This window comes from Streptomyces sp. NPDC028331 (assembly GCF_055565775.1).
The window spans coordinates 95832-117815 of record NZ_JBVHTR010000009.1; the positions used below are offsets into that span (position 1 = coordinate 95832).

The 21984-nt window shown below is 69.8% G+C and carries 18 protein-coding genes and 1 riboswitch; of the genes, 4 read left to right on the top strand and 14 right to left on the bottom strand.

Annotated elements, in window-relative coordinates; genetic code table 11:
• Positions 1-6 precede the first annotated feature (6 nt).
• From ACZ4SW_RS15740 to kdpF, 4 genes are read right to left on the bottom strand one after another with little or no spacing between them, the layout of a single operon-like run.
• Positions 7-678: a potassium-transporting ATPase subunit C gene (locus ACZ4SW_RS15740; protein WP_468242864.1), complete on the bottom strand. Its 672-nt coding sequence runs from the start codon at positions 676-678 to the stop codon at positions 7-9.
• Positions 679-683: 5 nt separating this feature from the next.
• Positions 684-2816, bottom strand: a complete 2133-nt coding sequence (gene kdpB, locus ACZ4SW_RS15745) for a potassium-transporting ATPase subunit KdpB (protein WP_468242866.1) — start codon at positions 2814-2816, stop codon at positions 684-686.
• A complete protein-coding gene (kdpA, locus tag ACZ4SW_RS15750) occupies positions 2813-4477 on the bottom strand; it encodes a potassium-transporting ATPase subunit KdpA (protein WP_468242868.1) in 1665 nt (554 codons plus the stop codon). Before kdpA ends, kdpB begins: the two co-directional genes overlap by 4 nt.
• 8 nt (positions 4478-4485) lie before the next feature.
• On the bottom strand, positions 4486-4575 hold the full coding sequence (kdpF, locus tag ACZ4SW_RS15755) for a K(+)-transporting ATPase subunit F (RefSeq protein WP_037770757.1): 90 nt from the start codon (positions 4573-4575) through the stop codon (positions 4486-4488).
• 405 nt (positions 4576-4980) lie between these two features.
• On the opposite strand from kdpF, the gene ACZ4SW_RS15760 reads away from it, so the two are divergent.
• The gene (locus ACZ4SW_RS15760; protein ID WP_468242871.1) at positions 4981-5499 is read left to right on the top strand and encodes a hypothetical protein; all 519 of its coding nucleotides are present in this window, start codon (positions 4981-4983) and stop codon (positions 5497-5499) included.
• 96 nt (positions 5500-5595) lie between these two features.
• Here the strand turns inward: ACZ4SW_RS15760 and ACZ4SW_RS15765 are convergent, their stop codons facing one another.
• The 3 genes from ACZ4SW_RS15765 to ACZ4SW_RS15775 form a co-directional block, all read right to left on the bottom strand.
• A complete protein-coding gene (locus ACZ4SW_RS15765; RefSeq protein WP_468242873.1) occupies positions 5596-6888 on the bottom strand; it encodes an NRAMP family divalent metal transporter in 1293 nt (430 codons plus the stop codon).
• Positions 6885-8231 (bottom strand): magnesium transporter MgtE N-terminal domain-containing protein, encoded by a 1347-nt coding sequence (locus ACZ4SW_RS15770; protein ID WP_468242875.1) that lies wholly within the window; start codon positions 8229-8231, stop codon positions 6885-6887. The genes ACZ4SW_RS15765 and ACZ4SW_RS15770 overlap by 4 nt, the downstream gene beginning before the upstream one ends.
• Positions 8232-8575: 344 nt before the next feature.
• Positions 8576-8746, bottom strand: a riboswitch (M-box (ykoK) riboswitch).
• A gap of 232 nt (positions 8747-8978) precedes the next feature.
• Complete coding sequence (locus ACZ4SW_RS15775; RefSeq protein WP_468242878.1) at positions 8979-9383, bottom strand: ArsR/SmtB family transcription factor; 405 nt, start codon at positions 9381-9383, stop codon at positions 8979-8981.
• A gap of 116 nt (positions 9384-9499) precedes the next feature.
• On the opposite strand from ACZ4SW_RS15775, the gene ACZ4SW_RS15780 reads away from it, so the two are divergent.
• Complete coding sequence (locus tag ACZ4SW_RS15780) at positions 9500-11473, top strand: heavy metal translocating P-type ATPase (RefSeq protein ID WP_468242880.1); 1974 nt, start codon at positions 9500-9502, stop codon at positions 11471-11473.
• A gap of 213 nt (positions 11474-11686) precedes the next feature.
• Here the strand turns inward: ACZ4SW_RS15780 and ACZ4SW_RS15785 are convergent, their stop codons facing one another.
• Positions 11687-12622, bottom strand: coding sequence for a hypothetical protein (locus ACZ4SW_RS15785; RefSeq protein ID WP_468242882.1), 936 nt, complete (start codon positions 12620-12622; stop codon positions 11687-11689).
• Positions 12619-16161 (bottom strand): P-loop NTPase, encoded by a 3543-nt coding sequence (locus ACZ4SW_RS15790; protein ID WP_468242884.1) that lies wholly within the window; start codon positions 16159-16161, stop codon positions 12619-12621. Before ACZ4SW_RS15790 ends, ACZ4SW_RS15785 begins: the two co-directional genes overlap by 4 nt.
• An 86-nt stretch (positions 16162-16247) precedes the next feature.
• On the opposite strand from ACZ4SW_RS15790, the gene ACZ4SW_RS15795 reads away from it, so the two are divergent.
• Both ACZ4SW_RS15795 and ACZ4SW_RS15800 read left to right on the top strand, forming a co-directional pair.
• Positions 16248-16697: a hypothetical protein gene (locus ACZ4SW_RS15795; protein ID WP_468242886.1), complete on the top strand. Its 450-nt coding sequence runs from the start codon at positions 16248-16250 to the stop codon at positions 16695-16697.
• 211 nt (positions 16698-16908) lie between these two features.
• Positions 16909-17610: an SDR family oxidoreductase gene (locus ACZ4SW_RS15800; protein WP_468242889.1), complete on the top strand. Its 702-nt coding sequence runs from the start codon at positions 16909-16911 to the stop codon at positions 17608-17610.
• A 301-nt stretch (positions 17611-17911) separates the two neighbouring features.
• Here the strand turns inward: ACZ4SW_RS15800 and ACZ4SW_RS15805 are convergent, their stop codons facing one another.
• The 5 genes from ACZ4SW_RS15805 to ACZ4SW_RS15825 form a co-directional block, all read right to left on the bottom strand.
• Entirely contained in the window at positions 17912-18481 is a 570-nt protein-coding gene (locus tag ACZ4SW_RS15805; RefSeq protein ID WP_468242891.1) for a TetR/AcrR family transcriptional regulator, read from the bottom strand.
• 278 nt (positions 18482-18759) lie between these two features.
• The gene (locus ACZ4SW_RS15810) at positions 18760-19395 is read right to left on the bottom strand and encodes a CoA transferase subunit B (RefSeq protein WP_468243202.1); all 636 of its coding nucleotides are present in this window, start codon (positions 19393-19395) and stop codon (positions 18760-18762) included.
• Positions 19396-19415: 20 nt separating this feature from the next.
• A complete protein-coding gene (locus ACZ4SW_RS15815; protein WP_468242893.1) occupies positions 19416-20198 on the bottom strand; it encodes a CoA transferase subunit A in 783 nt (260 codons plus the stop codon).
• A gap of 44 nt (positions 20199-20242) precedes the next feature.
• Complete coding sequence (locus ACZ4SW_RS15820) at positions 20243-20992, bottom strand: SDR family NAD(P)-dependent oxidoreductase (RefSeq protein WP_468242896.1); 750 nt, start codon at positions 20990-20992, stop codon at positions 20243-20245.
• Positions 20989-21960: a fumarylacetoacetate hydrolase family protein gene (locus ACZ4SW_RS15825; protein WP_468242898.1), complete on the bottom strand. Its 972-nt coding sequence runs from the start codon at positions 21958-21960 to the stop codon at positions 20989-20991. Before ACZ4SW_RS15825 ends, ACZ4SW_RS15820 begins: the two co-directional genes overlap by 4 nt.
• Positions 21961-21984 lie beyond the last annotated feature (24 nt).

The window sequence follows — 21984 nt, forward strand, 5'->3', positions numbered from 1 at the left end:
CCGCCGTCAGCCCTGCTTCGCCACGAGGTCCTTGAGGGCGATGTTGAGCTCGAGGACGTTCACGCGGGGCTCGCCCATGAAGCCGAGGGTGCGGCCCTCGGTGTGGTCCTTGACCAGCTTCTCGACCTGGGCGACGGACAGGCCGTTCTTCTCCGCGATCCGGTGGACCTGGAGCTCCGCGTACTGCGGGGAGATGTCCGGGTCCAGGCCCGAGCCCGAGGACGTCACCGCGTCGGCGGGGACCTCGGACGGCTTGACCGTGTAGCCGGGCACCGAGTTGTCCCTGACGACCGCGGCCTTGGCGTCCTCGACCTGCTTGATGAGCACCTTGCTGTCCGCGGACAGGTTGGTGGCGCCGGACAGCAGCAGCTTGTACCGGGTGTTCACGCTGTTCGCGCCGAGACCGCCCGCCGGGCGGCCCTGGAACCACCTCAGGTCGGGTTCCGGCGTCTGCTGCCCCTTCTTCAGCGGCAGGTCGTACGACTGCCCGATCAGGGACGAGCCGACGACCTTGCCGTCGGCCTTGATCTCCGAGCCGTTCGCCTTGCCGTGGAACAGCCCCTGGGCGACACCGGTGATCACCAGCGGGTAGATCACGCCTGTCACCAGCGTCAGCACGAGGAGGGCCCGCAGGCCCGCCCAGAGCAACCGGGCGGTGTTGGTGACCGAGTTGTTCATGGCGATCAGCCGATCCCGGGGATGAGGGAGATGAGCATGTCGATGAGCTTGATGCCGATGAAGGGGGCGATCAGACCGCCGATGCCGTAGATCGCGAGGTTGCGGCGCAGCATCTTGTCCGCGCTGACCGGCCGGTACTGCACGCCCTTCAGAGACAGCGGCACCAGCGCGATGATGATCAACGCGTTGAAGATCACCGCGGACAGGATCGCGGAGTCCGGCGAGGCCAGGTGCATGATGTTCAGCTTGTCCAGGCCCGGGTAGACCGCCGCGAACAGCGCCGGGATGATCGCGAAGTACTTCGCGACGTCGTTGGCGATGGAGAACGTCGTGAGCGCGCCCCGGGTGATGAGGAGTTGCTTGCCGATCTCGACGATCTCGATGAGCTTGGTCGGGTTGGAGTCGAGGTCGACCATGTTGCCGGCCTCCTTGGCGGCCGACGTGCCCGTGTTCATGGCCACGCCGACGTCCGCCTGGGCCAGGGCCGGGGCGTCGTTGGTACCGTCGCCGGTCATCGCGACCAACTTGCCGCCCGCCTGCTCCCGTTTGATGAGGGCCATCTTGTCCTCGGGGGTGGCCTCGGCGAGGAAGTCGTCGACGCCCGCCTCCTCGGCGATCGCCTTCGCGGTCAGCGGGTTGTCGCCGGTGATCATGACGGTCTTGATGCCCATGCGGCGCAGTTCCTCGAACCGCTCCCGCATGCCCTCCTTGACGACGTCCTTGAGGTGGATGACGCCCAGCACGCGAGCACCCTGGTCGTCTTCGATCGCCACGAGCAGCGGCGTGCCACCGGCCTCGGAGATGCGGCCGGCGGTCGTGTCGGCGTCCTCGGCGACGGTGCCGCCCCGCTCCCGCACCCAGGCGATGACCGAACCGGCCGCACCCTTGCGGATCTTGCGCCCGTCCACGTCGACGCCGGACATGCGGGTCTGGGCGGTGAAGGCGATCCACTCGGCCCCGGCCAGCTCGCCCTGGTGCCGCTCGCGCAGCCCGTACCCCTCCTTCGCCAGGACGACGATGGAACGGCCTTCCGGCGTCTCGTCCGCCAGCGACGACAACTGCGCGGCATCCGCCACTTCGGCCTCCGTGGTGCCGCGCACCGGCACGAACTCGGCCGCCTGACGGTTGCCCAAGGTGATGGTGCCGGTCTTGTCGAGCAGCAGCGTCGACACGTCACCGGCGGCCTCCACCGCACGGCCCGACATCGCGAGCACGTTGCGCTGGACCAGGCGGTCCATGCCGGCGATGCCGATCGCCGACAGCAGCGCCCCGATCGTCGTCGGGATGAGGCAGACCAGCAGGGCCACCAGCACGACCATCGTCACATGGGTGCCCGCGTAGTCCGCGAACGGCGGCAGCGTGGCGCAGGCCAGCAGGAAGACGATCGTCAGCGACGCCAGCAGGATGTTCAGCGCGATCTCGTTCGGCGTCTTCTGCCGGGCCGCACCTTCCACCAGGCTGATCATCCGGTCGATGAAGGTCTCGCCCGGCTTCGTCGTGATCTTGATGACGATGCGGTCGGAGAGGACCTTGGTTCCGCCGGTGACCGCGGAACGGTCGCCGCCGGACTCACGGATGACGGGCGCCGACTCACCGGTGATCGCCGACTCGTCGACCGAGGCGACGCCCTCGATGACGTCACCGTCGCCGGGGATGACGTCGCCCGCCTCGCAGACGACCAGGTCACCGATCTTCAGGTCGGTGCCGGGCACCCGCTCCTCGGCGTCGCCCACCAGTCGCCTGGCCACGGTGTCGGTCTTGGCCTTGCGCAGCGTGTCCGCCTGCGCCTTGCCCCGGCCCTCGGCTACCGCCTCCGCCAGGTTGGCGAAGACCACGGTCAGCCACAGCCAGGCGCTGATCGCCCAGCCGAACCAGTCGCCCGGGTCCTTGAAGGAGAACACGGTCGTCAGGACGGAGCCGACGAGGACCACGAACATCACGGGCGACTTGACCATCACCCGCGGGTCGAGCTTGCGGAAGGCGTCCGGCAGCGACTTGAGCAGTTGCTTCGGATCGAAGAGACCCGCACCGACCCGGCCTTCGGCGGGCCTGTGTCCCGTCGGCGCGTCCTGGTGGGGCGCGAGCGTCGGAGTACCTGTGGACATGCCGTCCTCTTGCTTCTCTGTACGAGTGGTCATGACGCCAGCCCCTCGGCCAGCGGACCCAGCGCCAGCGCCGGGAAGTAGGTCAGACCGGTGATGATCAGGATCGCGCCCACCAGCAGGCCGGTGAACAGCGGCTTCTCGGTACGCAGGGTGCCCGCGGTGACCGGGACCGGCTTCTGCTCGGCCAGCGAGCCGGCCAGGGCGAGGACGAACACCATCGGCAGGAAGCGGCCGAGGATCATCGCGAGCCCGGTCATGGTGTTGTACCAGTCCGTGTTCGCGTTCAGGCCGGCGAACGCCGAGCCGTTGTTGTTCGCCGCCGATGTGAAGGCGTACAGGACTTCGGAGAAACCGTGCGCACCCGAGTTGAGCATCGAGTGCGGCGGCGTCGGCAGGGCCATCGAGATCGCGGTGAACACGAGCACCAGGGCCGGGGTGATCAGGATGTAGATCGCGGCCAGCTTGATCTCGCGGGATCCGATCTTCTTGCCGAGGTACTCGGGCGTGCGGCCGACCATGAGACCGGCGATGAACACCGCGATCACGGCCATGACGAGGATGCCGTAGAGACCGGATCCCGTACCGCCGGGCGCGATCTCGCCGAGCATCATGCTCAACAGGGTGATGCCGCCGCCCAGGCCGGTGAACGAGGAGTGGAAGGAGTCCACCGCACCCGTCGAGGTCAGCGTCGTCGACACCGCGAAGACCGATGACGAGCCGATGCCGAAGCGGACCTCCTTGCCCTCCATGGCACCGCCCGCGATCTGCAGGGCGGGCCCGTGGTGGGCGAACTCCGTCCACATCATCAGGGCGACGAAGCCGACCCAGATGGTCGCCATGGTCGCGAGGATCGCGTAGCCCTGCTTGACCGAGCCGACCATCACGCCGAACGTGCGCGTCAGCGAGAAGGGGATCACCAGCAGCAGGAAGATCTCGAACAGGTTCGTGAACGGCGTCGGGTTCTCGAACGGGTGGGCGGAGTTGGCGTTGAAGTAGCCGCCGCCGTTCGTTCCGAACTCCTTGATCGCCTCCTGCGAGGCGACCCCACCGCCGTTCCACTGCTGCGAGCCGCCCATGAACTGACCGACCTCGTGGATGCCGGCGGAGTTCTGGATCACGCCGCACGCCACCAGCACGACCGCGGCGATCGCCGCGCCCGGCACCAGGATGCGGATCGTGCCGCGCACCAGGTCGGCCCAGAAGTTGCCCAGCTCACCGGTACGGGACCGGGCGAAGCCTCGCACCAGCGCGATCGCGACGGCGATGCCGACGGCCGCGGACACGAAGTTCTGCACGGCGAGACCAGCGGTCTGCACGACGTGGCCCATGGCCTGCTCGCCGTAGTACGACTGCCAGTTCGTGTTCGTCACGAAGGACGCAGCCGTGTTGAACGCCTGCGCCGGGTCGATGGACTTGAAACCCATCGACAGCGGCAGCACACCCTGGAGCCGCTGCAGCAGGTAGAGGAAGAGGACACCGACCGCGGAGAAGGCGAGGACACCGCGCAGGTACGCGGGCCAGCGCATCTCCGTGTCAGGGTTGGCGCCTATGCCCTTGTAGATCCACCTCTCGACGCGCCAGTGCCTGTCGGAGGAGAAGACCCTGGCCATGTAGTCGCCAAGGGGAACGTAGGCGAGCGCCAGCGCGCCCATCAGGGCGAGCAGCTGGAGGAAGCCTGCGAGTACGGGACCCATCTGCTGTCTCAGAACCTCTCCGGGAAGATCAGGGCGAGGACGAGGTAGCCCAGCAGGGCGACGGCCACGACCAGGCCGACGACGTTCTCGACGGTCACAGCTTCGTCACCCCCTTGGCGACGAGGACCACCAGCGCGAAGGCCGCGAGCGTGGCGATGACGAAGGCCAGATCGGCCATCGCGAACTCCTGGAATGAGGTTCGGGAGCAACGGACGATGAGAGGAAAGCGCGTCTCTGGCCGGATTCGGTCGTCCGTTGACGGCTCCCATACGGCGGCCCCGGCACCTTTGACGGGCCTCTTACGGCCTGCCGGCAGGGCGAGGTCACCCCGTCACCCGGGAGGTCCTGCGCGAGGCGGAGCCGAGCCGTGCGGTACGCCCCAGGGTCCACGTCGGCTGAACCGGAACCACCGCGTCAGGATGCCGTCAAGATTCACCGGTACAGCGTCAGAGCCCCGTCAGCAGCGGTCGCCCGGCTCGGCGTCGCCGCCTAGCGTCGATGTCGTGAACCGGAGCGGACCACTGGCCCCGGCCGGCGACCGCCACTGGCGCGGCAGTGCCCGGCTCGCGGTGAGCTGCGCCGTCGTCTTCTGCGCCATGGCCCTGCTGGTCGACTGGGACGCGGGCAGCCTGACACCGCTGCGCGCCGCGCTGTGGATCACCTTGTCCGCGGCGGTCTTCGCCGTCCTCCTGCCGCCCCGGGTGACCGCGGGCCACGGCTGGCTCGCCGTGCGGAGCCCCTGGCGCCGCCACACCGTGCGCACGGACGCCCTCGTAGCCGTGCGCCAGTACGACGGCGCCTCCTCCCACCTGGTCCTGCGCGACGCCCACGGCCACCGCCTGGAACTCGACCCCCGGGTCCTCTCGGCGAACCCGCTGATCTGGCACGAACTCGACACGGGCATCCGCCGCTCCCTGGAGCGCGGCACCCTGCGCCAGGGAGCCGACGTGCTGGAGCGCCTTGGCCACCGGATCGACGACGAGACGGCCCGGTCGGTACTCAGGGCATCCGGGCTCTCCTGAGCCGTGCCCGGTGCAACACCACGGCACGGACGGCCGCCGCTCAGGCCACGGCAGCACCCGCACGACTGCGGGACGACCACCGGGCTGCCGGGGGCATCAGCCGAGGCCGAACCAGCCCAGGACGGTCTGGACGAGCAGGATGGTGGACATGCCCGCGACGCCCACCACGACGATGGTGGCGGCGATGCGGTACCGGGGGCCGTTGGCCGCCGGACCGAGCAGGGAACGTCGGTTGGTGAGGACCAGCAGGTAGACCAGGACGACCGGGCTGATCAGGCCCTGCAGGACCTGCGTGCCGATCAGCAGCTCGATGACGTTCACCGGGGTCATCGCCACCGCGGCGCCGAGCACGATCTGAGCGGTGAACAGGCCGAGGAACAGGGGCGCGTCGCGGAAGCTGCGGGAGACCGAGCGTTCCACGCCCGCGGCCTCGCCGACGGCGTAGCTGGCGGACAGCGGGACCACCGCGCCGGCCAGGGCGGAGGCTCCGATCAGGCCCACGGCGAAGAGAAGTTCCGCGTTCCGCCCGGCCACCGGCTGGAGGGCCTCGGCGGCCTGCGCGGCGGAGTCCAGCGGGCCGGTGCCGCCGATGGCCGCTGCGGTGGCGATGATGATGGTCAGGCTGATGATGCAGGCGAACACCGCGCCGAGCACCGCGTCCAGCTTGATCAGCCGGTAGTCCTCGGGCTTGGCGCCGCGGTCCACGACACCTGCCGCCGCGTAGAACTGCATGTACGGGCTGACGGTCGTGCCGATCAGGGCGACGGCGAGCAGGATGAAGTCCTTGCCGGGTTCGAGGTGCGGGACCACCAGGTGCTTGCCGACCTCTGCCCAGTGCGGGTGGCCGAGGATCATCGCGACGGGGTAGGCGAAGAACGCCAGGGACATGAGCAGGAAGATGCGTTCGGCCCACCGGTAGGAGCCGAACAACACCAGCGCCCACAGCAGGATCGCGGCCGGCGGGATGACCGCCCACTTGGGGACGCCGAGTAGTCCGAACGCGGCGCCGATGCCGGCGAACTCACTGACGACCAGACCGGTGTTGGCCAGCAGCAGGCAGAACACCGCCAGACCGGTCAGGCGCAGGCTGAACTGTTCGCGGATCAGGGCGCCCAGGCCCTTGCCGGTGTGCGCGCCGAGGCGGACGGCCATCTCCTGGACCATGACCAGGGCGATGGTGACCAGCACCATGAAGAACAGCGTGCCGTAGGCGAATTGGGAGCCCGCGGAGGCGTAGGTGGCGATGCCGGCGGCGTCGTTGCCGGCGTTCGCGGCGACCAGGCCCGGCCCGGCGATCGCCGCGACCATGGCCAGACGGCCCAGGCCGCGCCGCCGCGTCGCGGGCGCGGCGGGGGCTGCGGCCGTTGTGGTGTCCAGGTCGCGGGTCACTGCAGAAACCTCCGGAAGTGCAGGCGCCCGCGTTCGGGCAACAGGGCGTCGAGCAGGTCGTCGGCCAGGATGCGGCCCAGGGGCCGGTCGGAGTCGTCGACCACGAGGAGCGAGGAGGCGCGGGCGGCGACGAGCTGGTCGGCGGCCTGAGCGAGCGGAGTGTCGGGGCGGACGGTGTCGGGCGGCCCGAACTGTGCGCGCCAGGCCACCAGGTCGGCGACCGGGGAGGTGTCCTCGGCGACAGCGAGGTCGAACAGCGAGATGTCGCACAGCAGCCGACCGTTGTCGTCCACCACGGCGATCGCGTCGATCTCGGTGCGGTGCTCGGCCTGTTCGGCAAGCTGCGCCCGTACCTCGGCGACGGTCTCGTCCGGGCGGGAGGTGATCAGCAGGGTGGTCATGGCGCCGCCCGCGGTGCCCTCGCGGTGCGTCAGCAGCCGCCGCAGCTCCGCGGCTTCGCCGGCCGGCATCCGGGTCAGCAGCGCCTCGCGCTCCTCGGGGGTGAGATCGCGCAGCGCGTCGGTGGCCTCGTCCGGTTCCATCTCGTCCACCAGCCGGGCGGCGTGCTCCGGCCTCGCCTCGCGCAGCAGGTTCTCCAGCTCGGCCGGTTCCATCTCCTCCAGCGCGTCGGCGGCCTGCTCCGGTTCCAGCCAGCCCAGGAGCTGCTGCCGCTCGGCTCGGCCGAGGTCCTCGAGGATGTCGGCCAGGTCGGCGGGACGCAGCCGGTGCAGCGCGGCCCGGGAGGCGCGCAGCCGCACCTCCGGGGGTCCTTCGGTGGCCTGCTCGGCGAACGGGGCCACGGCCTGCCAGTCCAGGACCCGCTCGGGCGTCGGCCGGGCCTGCCAGCGGCGTGGGCCGAGCCGGCGCAGCAGCGTCGGGAGGGAGACGTCCACCCCGACCAGCACGATCTGGCCGACCAGCGGAGCCAGGTACAGGTCGGCGGCCCGGGTGACCTGGACGCCGTCGACGTCGACGAGTTGGTGGTCGAGGATGTCCTTGGCCAGCAGGACCTCGCCGGGGCGGCGGGAGAAGTCGCGCAGGTCGACACGGGCGGTGCGCAGCCCCACGCGACCTGCCTCCACCTTGCCGATGGCGTCGGCGGCGAGGAAGGTCTGCCGGCGTCCGATGCGCAGGATCAGCCCGGTGACCGGCGGGTACGGCTCGGCCCCGTACAGCCGGGCGACCACGTCGACGACGCGGCCGACCTCCTCGCCCGCCTGGTTGGCGGCCGGGCCGCCGATCAGCCCGGCGAGTGAGACCAGGGAGGTGCGCACGGCCTTGGTGGCGGTGGCACGGCGTTCGAGGTGGACCCGACGGTCGCGGAACCGAGCCCTGGTGGACATGAGCAGAGTCTGGGCAGTCAAGGTGAACACCCCCTTGCCCCGTCGTGACGGGGCAGCGGGCGGCCCTCAGCAGTGCTCTCCCGCCCCGGACCGGCGGTCACAGGCACGCCGGGACACACGCCGGCACGCGGCCTGCCGAGACCTGTGAACGGGGCGGGCCACCGGCTGCGGGCCGGGCGAGTCAGGGAAGAGCGCGCTGCCTCGAACCGCGGAAGGACGGCGCGGACAACACGAAGAGGGGCCGACTATGGCCCGGACTACTGTCCATCTCGCCTCCTCCCGGTCCGGCCGCGCACAGCGGGGCGCGGTCATGCGGCAAGGGGCAGCCGGGCGCATTCGGCCCCGGCACACCCCAACTCGTCAGAGCTTTGGCACTCCACGGCGTGATCCCCGCGAGGGAAGCCACTTGGGGTCACCCCTTGGGCCGGGGAGACCTGTCCTGATCCGGAGCGTCTCTCGACGGGTGGGATCAGTGGCCTGTGTCCGTGAAGACGCCTCACCGAACGAGGTGTCTGTTCAAACCACGAAAAGACTACGCCTGCCCCCACAGGCTTCCCTAATCCATGACCAGCCCTTGACCCGGGGGGCCGGGCCGGGTCGGCCGTCTCCACCTCTCCCGCGGCGGCGGCGAGCCAGGCCGTCAGGCGCCGTGCCTCCGGTCACCTGTCGCCGGGGTGTCCCGGTGAGAACCGGGCCTGTGGAGGACGGCGGTCACCGGCCCGCTGCCCGAACTCGATGCCCGGCCGGTCAGGCGCTCGGCACAGCCGCTTCTTCCTGCTTCGGCTCGTCGCGGGCGACTCCGGCGTCGCTCATGCCGAGGCTGAGGTGCTCGATGTGGTAGATCGCCTGGTCGAGGAGTTCCGCGACGTGGTTGTCGTAGAGCGAGTAGACCACCGAGCGGCCCTTGCGGGTGCCGACCACCAGGCCGAGGTTGCGCAGCAGGCGCAGTTGGTGGGAACAGGCGGACTGTTCCATGCCGACCTCGGCCGCCAACTCGGTCGCGGGCAGGGGGCCTTCGCGCAGCCGGGCCAGGATGAGCAACCGTGAGGGGGTCGCCAGCGCCTGGAGCGTGGTGGCGACCTTGGCGGCGCTGGCAGCGTCCAGTCGCCTGCGCGGAACGCCTTCTGCTGACGGTGCGGCTCCATGACCCATGGGCTCATGGTACCGACACATCTCATGAATACATGAACGGATATTCAATCTTTCCTGCTACGGTGGTGGGGTCGGACCGTGTGTTTCGCCCTGCCATTCCTGAAGGACCCGTGTCGTTGTCTTCCACTCTCACCCGCCCGGCGCCATCCGGCGTCGTCCGTGACGCGGTGGCGCCCCGGCGGCGCACCCGGATCCTCGCGCTGCCGGAGGCCCGCTGGGCGGCGGCCGCGTCGGTGCTGTTCCTGATCGCGCTGCCGCTGTATCTGACCGCAGCGCCGGCCTGGTCGTGGGGGCCGCTGTTCGCGCTCACCTACGCCACCGGCGGCTGGGAGCCCGGCTGGGCGGGCTTGCAGGCCCTTCGCGAGAAGACACTCGACGTGGACCTGCTGATGGTGGTGGCCGCGCTCGGGGCGGCGGCGATCGGGCAGGTCCTGGACGGTGCGCTGCTGATCGTCATCTTCGCCACCTCCGGCGCGCTGGAGGCGATCGCCACCGCCCGCACCGCGGACTCGGTGCGGGGTCTGCTCGACCTCGCCCCCACCACCGCGACCCGCCTGGGCGACGACGGCGGGGAGGAGACAGTGCCCACCGGGCAACTGCGCGTGGGCGACACGATCCTGGTGAGGCCCGGTGAGCGGATCGGCGCCGATGGCCGGGTGCTGGACGGGGCCGGCGAGGTCGACCAGGCCACCATCACGGGTGAACCGCTGCCGGTGGCGAAGGAGGCCGGGGACGAGGTGTTCGCGGGCACCCTGAACGGCACCGGGGCGCTGCGGGTCAAGGTCGAGCGCGACCCGTCGGACTCGGTGATCGCCCGGATCGTGGCCATGGTCGAGGAAGCGTCCGGGACCAAGGCCCCGACCCAGCTGTTCATCGAGAAGGTCGAGCAGCGGTACTCGCTGGGCATGGTCGCGGCCACGGTGGCGCTGTTCGCCCTGCCGCTGCTGTTCGGTGCGGCTCTGCAGTCCACGCTGCTGCGCGCGATGACGTTCATGATCGTCGCCTCGCCCTGCGCCGTGGTGCTGGCCACCATGCCCCCGCTGCTGTCCGCCATCGCCAACGCCGGACGCCATGGCGTGCTGGTCAAGTCCGCGGTGGTCATGGAACGCCTCGGGCAGGTGGACGCCGTCGCGCTGGACAAGACCGGCACCCTGACCGAGGGCACCCCCAGGGTCACCGACATCCGCCCGCTGAGCGGCTCCGGCCTGAACGAAGACGAGCTGCTGCGGCTGGCGGCCGCGGTCGAACACCCCAGCGAGCACCCGCTGGCCCGCGCGATCGTGGACGCCGCCCGCACCCGTGAGCTGGACATTCCGCTGGTGGAGGACTTCGCCTCCGCGCCCGGCACGGGCGTGACGGCCACCGTCGCCGACCGCACGATCGCGGTCGGCAGTCCCGCCCGACTGCTGGACGACGGTACGCATCCGGCCTCCGCGGTCGCCGCCGCCCTGCAGGAAGAAGGCCGCACCGCCGTGCTGATCACGGCCGACGGCACGCCGGTGGGAGTGCTGGGCATCGCCGACCGGTTGCGTGACGAGGCCGCCGGCACCGTCTCCGCCCTGCACGAGCTGACCGGCACGGCCCCGGTGCTCGTCACCGGCGACAACCCCCGCGCGGCCGCCCGGCTCGCCGCGGAGGTCGGCATCACCGACGTCCGCGCGGGCCTCCTCCCGCAGGACAAGGTCACCGCCGTGCACGAGATGGAACGGGCCGGGCGCAAGGTGCTGGTGGTCGGCGACGGCGTCAACGACGCCCCCGCGCTGGCCGCCGCCCACACCGGCATCGCCATGGGACGGGCCGGATCCGATCTCGCGCTGGAGACCGCCGACGCCGTAGTGGTCCGCGACGAACTGGCCACCATCCCCACGGTCGTGGCGCTCTCCCGCCGCGCCCGGCGCCTGGTCGTGCAGAACCTGGTCATCGCCGGGGTGTTCATCACCGGCCTGGTCGTCTGGGACCTGGCCGGCACGCTTCCGCTGCCGCTCGGTGTCGCCGGCCACGAGGGTTCCACCGTCATCGTCGGCCTCAACGGCCTGCGCCTGCTGGCCGACGCCGCCTGGCACCGCGCCCGCAACGGGAACGGACGGTGAGCCGCCACACCCGCAAAGCCGCCCCCGCGACGGCGGGGGCGGCCGGTTGCACGGTCACCGTCTGCCGCGGCTGCTGCAGCGCAACGGCGAAGATCCCGGCCTGGACCCCGCCGATCTGCGCCTCAGATCACTGGCATCCCGTCAGAACGATCGGCACATGAGCGTCACGAGCGTCACTTCCGCCGCCCATCCCCTGGCGTCGTCCGCGTGCGGCTACTGACGTACAGCGACCCACTGCGCGGATAGGCGCTGCAGAAGCTGCTCGGCGGAGTCGTCGGGGTGGAACTCCCGGAGGACCTGTGCGAGACGCAGCGCGCGGGCCACCTGGGGACCGGGAGAAAGGCCGAGCGCCTCCATGACGTTCGCGGCGGAGACGATCAAGGCTCCGCTCGTGTCGGCGAGAAGTGCCCACTCGGCGCGCAGGCGGATCTCATGGTCGAAGTCGGCATCGTGCGCCAGCTTCTCGAGTGCCCTCGCCCACCGCACCCGGTACCGAGCATGGATGCTGTCCAGCTTCTGATCGTTGAGCCGCTGAAGCCCCAGGTCTCCCGCGGCCTCCTGAAGGCTTTGCCGGTAACGCGGATAGTCCTGACGCTCCAAGGCGGCACGCCACTGCAACACCAGCGTGGACTTCTCCGGACTGCGCTCCACGGACTTGGCTATGGCCAGCATGAAGTGGGCATACGCCTCGTTCTGTTCGAGCAGCCTGGCCAAACAGTGCTGCCATTCAACCGTGGACTGGGGCACGACGGACCCGCAGGCCCGCTCGAACCACTCGTTGCAAACCCGCTCGGTCTCCTCGTCCTCGGAAACCGAAGCGTCCATGTGATGGACCAGGAACGCGCGCAACCGGCGCATCGTGTCCGCGAAGTCCTTCTCGGGCGGCGTGTGTCCCAGGGCCTCGGACTGTTCGTAGAGCCACCTGCTGGACGCCGCCCACGCCTCCGAGTACCACGCCCGCATCCAGATCGTGGCGAAGAAGAAGCCGGTCTGCGGGTGGGTGAAGTCGGGTGGAGGCAGACTGACGTCCGTGCCGGCTGAACGCTTCAACAGGTGGCGGGCGAGCCGGTCGAGATTCCGATGGACGCCGGTGATGCGGTTCCAGGCGGCCCCGGGCGCGACCTGCGGGGTGGGCTGCGTCGTGGTCACCGCGCACCTCGCACTTCGCTCTGCCGATGGGCGGCAGGCCCCAGAAGCGTGGGCCCACGACGCTCTCCAGGCTCCCGCGGGGGCTCCAGCCGCGGACCGATCATGTTGAAGGAGATGTAGGCGTCAAGCGTCCTGCCTTCGACGGCCTGGTCCGCTCCGAATCCGGACGGGTCGAAGGGGAGCTCCCGCTGGTACCCCTCGACCCAACAGCGACCGCCCTGGAAGTCCGCGTCGACCCGGAGGACTCGGGCCCGGAAGACTCGTGGGGCACCGTCCTCCCAGCTCGACACATAGACGTTGATCACGCGGCGGCGATCCCGCTGCTCCAGTGAGAGCCGGTCCAAGTCCCGGAACGCGTCCATCGCCCGGTCGATGCTGCCCAGGTGGAAGAGCGCCAGCGCGCGCATGAAGCGGACCCTGAGCGAAGGCATCGCGTCATAGGCCGACGCAAGTTCCGTGAGTTCGAGGCATTCCTGCCAGGCAGCCTGATCCAGCGGCAGGGTCTGGCGCTCACCCGAGAGGAAGCGCTCACCGGTTCGCGCGAACCACAGCAAGTCGACGGCAAGGCGCACACAGCGTTCGTCCTGGAGCCGCAGGGGATTTCGCCTGAGGTGCTCCAGAGCCCGCTGCACTCCCTCCTGGTCGGGTTCATTGTTGATGAAGCCACTGACCTTCAGCGCATAGAAGAAGGCGGCCAGCGGCTCGTCGTACGCCTCGAGCTTTTTCAACTGCTGCTCCGCCAGGAAATGGTCGCTCGCCAGCGAGGCGATCTCCACGAACTTGCTGTGGTAGAGGCCGGCCTGTCCGGGCTCGAGAGTCTCCGGGTCGATCGCTGTCAGGGCGCTCAGGCAGTCACCGATCAGCGTGGCTGCGGCCTCGTCGGACAGCGCTCCCGCCTTGAAGGTGTCCCGGGTCGCCCAGCAGAGCACATCCACCGGGTAGTAGTTGGTCGCCTCGCACTCCAGAGCCGCCTGGACGCTTCGTTTGAGCTCCCCGAGCTCGCCTGAGATGTACTCCTCGCTCGGCAACGGCTGAGGGACGCCGCCGTCGGGTCCGGAGTGGAGCAGTTCGTAGAGTTGGGAGCCGCGGACGCTGGCCTGCTCGACGTAGAGATTCAGGCGGATGTCCCGCCGGTGACCCAGGTCTTCGGCTTCCCGCAGCGCCTCGTCCACGGCCTCCTGCGCTGCCTCCAGGGCACGGCGCCGCAGGTCGACGTCCGGCCCCTGTCGGCGCTGGTCCCACACCGCCCACTCACGCCGCATGTTCACCTCTTTGTGGGTGAGCCGTGCATGAATGACAGGGCTGGTGACCAGCATTCTCAGCTTGGCGATGGAGTCAGCGATCAGCAGGTACTGGGCCCCGTACTTGCGCTGCTCCCGGTTCTTCTGCGGGCCGATCGCGGTGAGGAGCGCCATGACGAACTCGATCTCCGGACCGCCATTGCGAGCTCGGGAATCAGGACGGACCAGCTCGATCACCTCGGCGATCTGAGCCGCCTCCCGCTCCTCCCCCCATCTGCGGGCGCCGGTCAGCAGGGTTGCCTCCAACTGGTTACGCCCCCCGAGGGTGTAATTGCCCTGTTCGTCCTCGTCCCAGCGGATGATGTCTATCCCGCTCAGCAGGTCGGGAAGATTCCGGACGCCGTCGCGGCCGATGGTGCGCAGGGCGAGTTCAAGTGGCGTGCGCAGGCCGTGGCTGTGAATCAGCAGGATCAAGCTGAGGAGGCGCTCGTACGGGTCGTCCTGCCAGGCGGCCGCCCCCTCTTCCGAGGTGCCCGGGAGTGCTTCCAAGCCGTGCAGCAGGCCGGCCTTCTCCAGGGCCGCCGCCATGATCGTGGGCGGTTCGTAGTTGATCCGCGTACGGGCGGCGTGACCCAGGCGCTCCTCGGAGCGCCTCAGCTCGAGCACCAAGCCGCGGGACAGAGGAGCATGGGCGTCGGGCAGCAGGCGGTACAGTGCCGACAGGAACGATCGGTCGCGAGCCACGATCGCCTCGTCCGCGGCCTTGAGGACGATGCCGAAATCCGCCAGGTAGCGGGTGAAGCGGTCTAGCTCCTTTCCTGCGATGGTGGCCGGTGCCTCGACGAAGTCTCTGCCTCGCCGGTACCGGGGGGTCGTCCTCACCTGCTTGTCGGCCCGCACGCGCTTTCGGCCGCCGCCGTCGCCGAACTGGTCCGCGTCCCAGTAACAACTGCCGACCATGACCACCTTGCGGCCCCGGCTGCGCAGGTAGTCGAAGAGTCGCTGGTACTCCTCGGGCTCCAACATGCCGTCCCACACGATCAGGGTGTTGGCCCCTGACTGTTCCTCCGCCCACAGGCAGAAGTCATCGAGTGCCTGAAACTCCGGGCGCGTCGACTTGCGAGGGATGTGGAGGACGACTCGCCTCCCCGTCCGGGCGGTCTGGAAGGCCAGTCGAGCCAGAGCGACGCTCTTCCCCGTGCCCGACTGACCGACGACCAGAAGCGGCCCCCGTCGCTCAGGGGATGCGGCTGCGTCTTCGACCAGGTCCGTCAAGACCTTCTCGAAGCTGCGCTGGAAGGGCAGGCCGCGGGCGTGCGCCCACCAGGTCGGCGAGCCGTCACTCGCGCCGAGGAACTCGCGGAACTTCTGGAAGCGCCGATGCTTGGACTCGGCGGGCGGATCGTCGAGGAGGTCCACGTCCACCGGGCGGGCGTGCGGCAGAATGCGCTGCCAGCGGCTCCGGTCGATGGGCAGGCGCCGGTCGCCGACGCGCACCGCGTGGGTCGAGGTAGTGGTCGGGCCGCCGTCGCTCAGCCGACCGGTGCTGCGCGCCTCCTCCACCAGGGAGGCGAATGTCTCCCGATGCGGGACCAGCACCTTGAGGTTGATCGCCTCACGTATGAACTCGTCCGCGAGGATTTCGTCGGTCGAGGAGAACAGGTGCACCTGGTTCGGGACCGCGTCGCAGATCTGGCTGTAGAGCGTCTCGGGGTCGAGCCAGTCGTCGAGCGACCACCCCTCCACGACCAGCAAACCCCGCGGGGTCAGTCCGTCCGTCACGATCCGCGACAGAGCCTCGGCTGCCAGTGCTTTGCGTCGCGACAACTCCATCTTCGTCGCGGGCGGTCTCTCGTCGACCGGCTGGTCAACGCCTCCGAAGAGCATGAGCGCCTGGACGTCGGCCATGTCGCGCGACAGGCGCGTCCGGTCGCGCTGGGGCACAGTCTCCTGGACCGTCCGCCAGTCCTGTTTGAGACCCAGCCGCCACGAGGGATCGACGGCCGAGGAGAGCACGCCGTTCCAAGGGAACTCCAGAGTGGTCTTCAACGCCGGCGGCAGTACCAGTGCACGTCCAGCATCATTGAGCCCCTTGGCGGCCGCCTCACGGCTGTCGGGAGCGGCACCGAGAATTGCCTGATAGACGGTCTCGGGCAAGTCGTCCATGCCCAGTGACCTGGCTAGAGGCCCTACCAGCGGGTCGTGCCCCGTTTCGATGGATAGATAGCTCTGCCCCAGGAACAAGAAGGACGGACCTCTGTCCAGCCGCTCGAACAGCGCCTGCTTCCCCACCGACATGCAGTCTCCAGGTGAATAACCCAGTCGTCCCGACGTAGGCGACGGGTCGTCAATTGTGCACCGAGACGGTGGTTTTCGCACCACTCTTGGTGATCGTCGCGTCCCGCATTGACATGACGCCCAGCGAGGAACAGCGAGAGATCCGGCGCCAGGCGATCGTCGACACGGCAGTGGCGATGCTGGAGGAGATGCCGGTGGCCGAGATGAGCCTCGACGAGCCCAGCCGCCGGGTGGGGCAAGTCGAAAGTGCTGCGCTACTTGAATCCCGCGGGGCGGTGCTGCTCGCACACTGGAGCGCGCCGTCGGACATGGCTGGCGCAAGTCTCCGGCGGACTGTCCGGCGGGGTCGATCCGCGCCTGAGCACGGCGAGCAGGTGACAGCGGTCCCGGCCCGGCCCCTGGCGCACCACGGCGGGCCGAAACCGCAGGTCAACGGCGCTCCGGCAAGCGGGGCAATTCACGTCGTACGCCCACGGGGGTGCTCGACCGGGGTCTTCGACAAGCAGATCCGCAAGCTCAACCGGCTGGCCGGCTGACGCCTGCCCGCACCCAGGCTCACCCGCAGGGAAGAGACGCACAGGGAGCGGCCATGGCGGAGATCCGGATCGCCGTGCCCTGCGCCGCCCGAAGGCGGGCCGCCCTGATCGTTGAGCCGTTTCAAACAACCATGACCCGACTTGCATGAGGAAACCGATCGGTTTACGTTGGAGACGAAACCGATCGGTTTCCCAATTCCTGGAGGTAGTCGTGACAGCAATCGAAGGCGCCACCGTCCTTGTCACCGGAGGCGGCCGGGGCATCGGCAAGATGCTGGTCGAGGAGCTTTACGGGCGAGGTGCCGGCAAGGTTTACGCCACGGCCCGCGACCCGCGCACGGTGACGCACCCCGACGCCGTCCCGCTGGCTCTTGAAGTGACCGACCCCGCATCCGTGACAGCCGCCGCCGAGCAGGCCCAGGACGTCACCATCCTGATCAACAACGCCGGCGCCTCGGTCCGTGCCTCCTACCTCGACTCCCCGATGGTGGACGTGCGCCGGGACCTGGAGACCAACTTCTACGGGCCGCTGCTGGTCACCCGGGCCTTCGTGCCGATCATCGAACGCAACGGCGGGGGCCACATCCTCAACGTCCACTCCGCCCTGTCCTGGGTGGCCGACGGCACGCCCTACGGCGCCTCCAAGGCCGCCCTGTGGTCGCAGACCAACTCCCTGCGCCTGGAGCTGCAGCCCCGCGGCATCGCGGTGACCGGACTTCACATGGCCTACGTGGACACCGACATGACCTCGGGCATCGACGCACCCAAGGCCGACCCCCGCGACATCGCCGTGGCCGCGCTCGACGGCATCGAGGCGGGCGCCCACGAGGTGCTGGCCGACGACACCACCCGCTGGGTCAAGTCGCAGCTGTCCGCCGATCTGGAAGCCATGTACCCGCAGTTGAACGGCTAGCACGCACTCACCGATTTCAAGGAACTTCCCGTGGAAAGTTCTCGTGCTGGCGGATCTCGTGGTCCAGGGACTCGGAGTACCCCCTCGATCGCATAGTGCGCCTGCCGCTGGGGGCAGATGCCGACGAGGCCACGGCCTTCCTCGCGCACGGCATGCCGATCAACACCCTTACGGCCATCGGGCTTCCCTCCGATTGCCGGGAGGCAGGGCGGTAAGGCCGCCGAGCCCGCTCCGGGTGCCGGAGGTGGGCGTCAGCCCCGAGGGCGCACCAGGCGCCGGGCCCACTCGAAAAGGCGATGCGTCAGCGCACGCCTGCCGCATCGAGCAGGGTGGCCACCGTGGGGGCGATGAGCCCGGTGAGGTTGTCGGCTCCGATCCCCGCGCGGGCGCTGGCGCCGTCGAAGACCAGGCTTAGCTGTCGGGCCAGCAGGTCGGGATCGCTCGCACCGCCCTGCTCCGCCTCGGCCCGGAAGAAGGCCGTCAGGTTCCCCTTGACCCGGTGGGCCACCTGACTCGCGGGGTGGCTCTGATCCTTGAGCTCGATCTGCACCGCCAGATACCGGCATCCCCGGAACTCGGGCGCGCCCGCATGCAGTTCGACCTGCTTGAAGACGTGCAGGATCCGCTCGCGGGGTGAACGGCCGTCGTCCGCCGCGGGCAGGAGTGTCGCCGCGAAGGCGGAAGCCCGTTCCTCCAGGCTCGCCGCCAGCAGTTCGTCCTTGCTCTCGAACAGCTGGTACATGGAGCGCTTCGACACCCCCGCCGCCTTGCACAGCGCCTCGATGCCGATGCCGACACCGTCGCGGTAGGTGAGTGTGGCCGCCGCCTCCAGCAGCCGCTCTCGGGGACTCGCCTTCACTTCGGTGCTCATGCTGTGAGGTTAACTCGATTCGGGAGAAATATAAACCGATCGGTTTACAAGGTCGACCGGGGCGTCCGGCCCGAGGCTCGGCGACGGCCACGGGGAAAGGTACCGTCGCCGAGGCCTGAGGGTGTGCGTGCCGTGCCCGCGGGCGGCGCACACTGGGACCACTCCGCACCGTGGCCCCCGTCCGGAGTGGATCGCGGGTCCGCTACGTCAGGGCGGCGGTCTCCAGAACGTCGGGCGGGCAGTAACCGTGGCCCCTGCCCGCCCGACGCGTCCATGGTTCACGACTCCCGGATCAGAGGTGCATCGGTGCGGGCGGCGATGTCCTCGGCGGTGACATCCGGCGCGCATTCCACGAGAGCGAGGCCCTCGGGTGTGACGTCGAGGACGCCGAGGTCGGTGATGATGCGGTGGACGCACTGTTCGCCGGTGAGCGGCAGGGTGCATTCGGTGAGGATCTTCGGGCTGCCGTCCTTGGCGATGTGTTCCATCAGGACGATGACGCGGCGGACGCCGTGGACGAGGTCCATCGCGCCGCCCATGCCCTTGACCATCCTGCCCGGAATCATCCAGTTGGCCAGGTCGCCTGCGGCGGAGACCTGCATCGCGCCGAGCACGGCGGTGTCGATGTGGCCGCCCCGGATCATGCCGAAGGACAGGGCCGAGTCGACGAAGGAGGCCCCGGGCAGCACCGTGACGGTCTCCTTGCCCGCGTTGATCAGGTCGGGGTCGACCTCGGCCTCGGTCGGGTACGGGCCTGTGCCCAGGATGCCGTTCTCGGAGTGCAGGACCACATGGACGTCCGGGGGCAGGTGCCCGGGGATGAGGGTGGGCAGGCCGATGCCGAGGTTGACGTAGGAGCCGTCGGTGAGTTCGGCGGCGGCGCGGGCGGCCATCTGGTCCCGTGTCCAGCCCAGCCGCGTTCCCAGGGTGGTGCTCATGCGCGTACGGCCCCTCGTGTCGAAGACTCGGAAAGGGAAAGGTGCTCGATCTGCTTGTCGGCGGCCTCGGTCGGGGTGAGGACCACGATCCGCTGGACGAAGATGCCCGGCAGGTGGATTTCGTCCGGGCTCAGCGCGCCCGGCTCGACGAGTTCCTCCACCTCGGCGACGGTGATGCCGCCCGCCATCGCCGCGAGGGGGTTGAAGTTGGCGGCGGACTTACGGAAGACCAGGTTCCCGTGGCGGTCGCCGCGCCAGGCCCGTACCAGGGCGAAGTCGGTGGTGATGCCGTGCTCCAAGACGTACGAGCGGCCCGCGAAGTCGCGGGTCTCCTTGGGCGGGGAGGCCACCGCGACCGTGCCGTCGGGCCGGTAACGCCAGGGCAGCCCTCCCCTGGCCACCTGGGTGCCCACCCCTGCCGGGGTGTAGAAGGCGGGGATGCCCGCTCCCCCGGCGCGCAGCCGTTCGGCCAGCGTGCCCTGCGGCACCAGCTCCACCTCCAGCTCGCCCGACAGGTACTGACGGGCGAACTCCTTGTTCTCGCCCACGTAACTGCCCGTGACACGGGCGATCCGGCCGTCGGCCAGCAGGACTCCCAGTCCGCGCCCGTCCACACCGCAGTTGTTCGACACGACCTCCAGGCCGGTGGTGCCCTGGGCGTGGAGGGCCTGGATGAGCACGGCGGGGATGCCGCTGAGGCCGAAGCCGCCGACGGCCAGCGACGCGCCGTCGGGGATGTCGACGACCGCCTCGGCGGCGCTCGCGCGGACCTTGTCCATGAGAGAGGGCCTTTCTGTCGTGGCTGTCCCGCGTGGTCGCCGGTTCAGGCGTCCGCGCGCAGGGCGTCGGAGATCGACTTGGCACCGCCGTGGACGGTGAGTCCGCCGTCGACCGGTATCTCGGCCCCCGTGATGAAGGACGCCTCGTCGGAGAGAAGGAAGACGACGAGCGGGGTGATCTCGTCGACGGTTCCGGTGCGGCCGAGCGGTGTCTCGCGGACGTTCGCCTCTCGGAAGCCGGGCGCCGCGGAGGCGGTCATGTCCGTTTCGATGAAGCCGGGGTGGACGATGTTCACGCGGATGCCGACGGGCCCCAGTTCCATGGCGGCGGTCCGCGACAGGCCGCGCAGCGCCCACTTGCTGGCCGTGTAGGCGACCGGGTAGTGGCCGGTGAGCGCCGCGGACGAGCCGACGTTCACGATCGAGGAGCCGGGTGGCATCAGCGGGGCAAGGTGCTGGATGCCCAGCAGCGGGCCGGTGACGTTGACCGCGTGGACCCGGGCCATGTCCTCGGGGCGTACGTCGTCGATCCGGGCCCGCCAGGTGACGCCCGCGTTGTTGACCAGGCCGTGCACCTGCCCGTACGCCTCACGCAGATCGGCGGCGAGTTCCGCCCAGTCCTTCTCGTTCGTGACGTCGAGACGGCGGCAGCCGGGTGACTCCGAGACGTCGGTGGCGATCACCCGGGCGCCCTCGCGGGTCAGTGCCTCGGCCTCGGCGGCACCCTGGCCACCGGCCGCGCCCGTGACCACGACGACCTTGCCGAGGAGCCTCTTGGGGTGCAGGTCGGTCACGGCCGCTCCCGGGGGCGGCGGCGGGCGACCGGAACCGGTATGGGATCAGGGCCGGCCACCACGGTGTTGGAGACGGAGCCGATGCCCTCGACGGTGAGGGTGACCGTGTCGCCGGGCTTCAGGGGAGGCGGGGACTGCTCACCCCGTACACCCCACAGCTCGGCGAGGCAGCCGCCGTTTCCGCAGGTCCCGGAACCGAGGACGTCGCCGGGGCGGACGACGGAGCCGCGTGAGGCGTAGGCGGCCATCTCCTCGAAGGTCCAGCTCATGTTGGACAGCAGATCCTTGCCCACGACCTCGCCGTTGATCTCGGCGGTGAGCGCCAGGCGCAGGAAGCCGTCCGCGTCGCGGTACTTCTCCAGCTCGTCGGCGGTGACCAGGTAAGGACCCAGCGTGGTGGCGGTGTCCTTGCCCTTGCAGGGGCCGAGGCCGACCTTCATCTCGGCGGACTGCAGGTCCCGTGCCGACCAGTCGTTGAAGACGGTGTAGCCGACGATGTGGTCGCGGGCCTGCTCGGGCGTGAGGTCGCGGCCCTCCTTTCCGATCACGGCGGCGACCTCCAGCTCGAAGTCGAGCACGCTCGACCCCGGCGGCATGGGGATGTCGTCGTGCGGCCCGTACATCGCGTAGGGGTTGCCGAAGTAGAACGTCGGGGCCGCGTACCACCGCTCCGGTACCCCGGCAGCCCCGTCCACGGACCGCCGTACGCCCTCGACGTGTTCCTCGAAGGTGACGAAGTCCCGCACGGTGGGCGGCTGGAGCGGCGCCAGCAGTCGTACGTCGGAGATGTGGGGGCCGGCCGGGACGTCGAGGATCGCGGAGCCCGCGTCGAGCAGTTCGGGCAGGCCGCCGCCCTCGGCGAGCAGGCCGGTCAGTGAGCTGACGCCGGGCAGGGGGTGGAGTGTGCCGTCCTCTGAGACGACGGCCTCGTGGCGTCGGTTGCGGTACTCGTACGCGGCGAAACGCATGGCGGTTTCCTGTCGGCTGTCGGC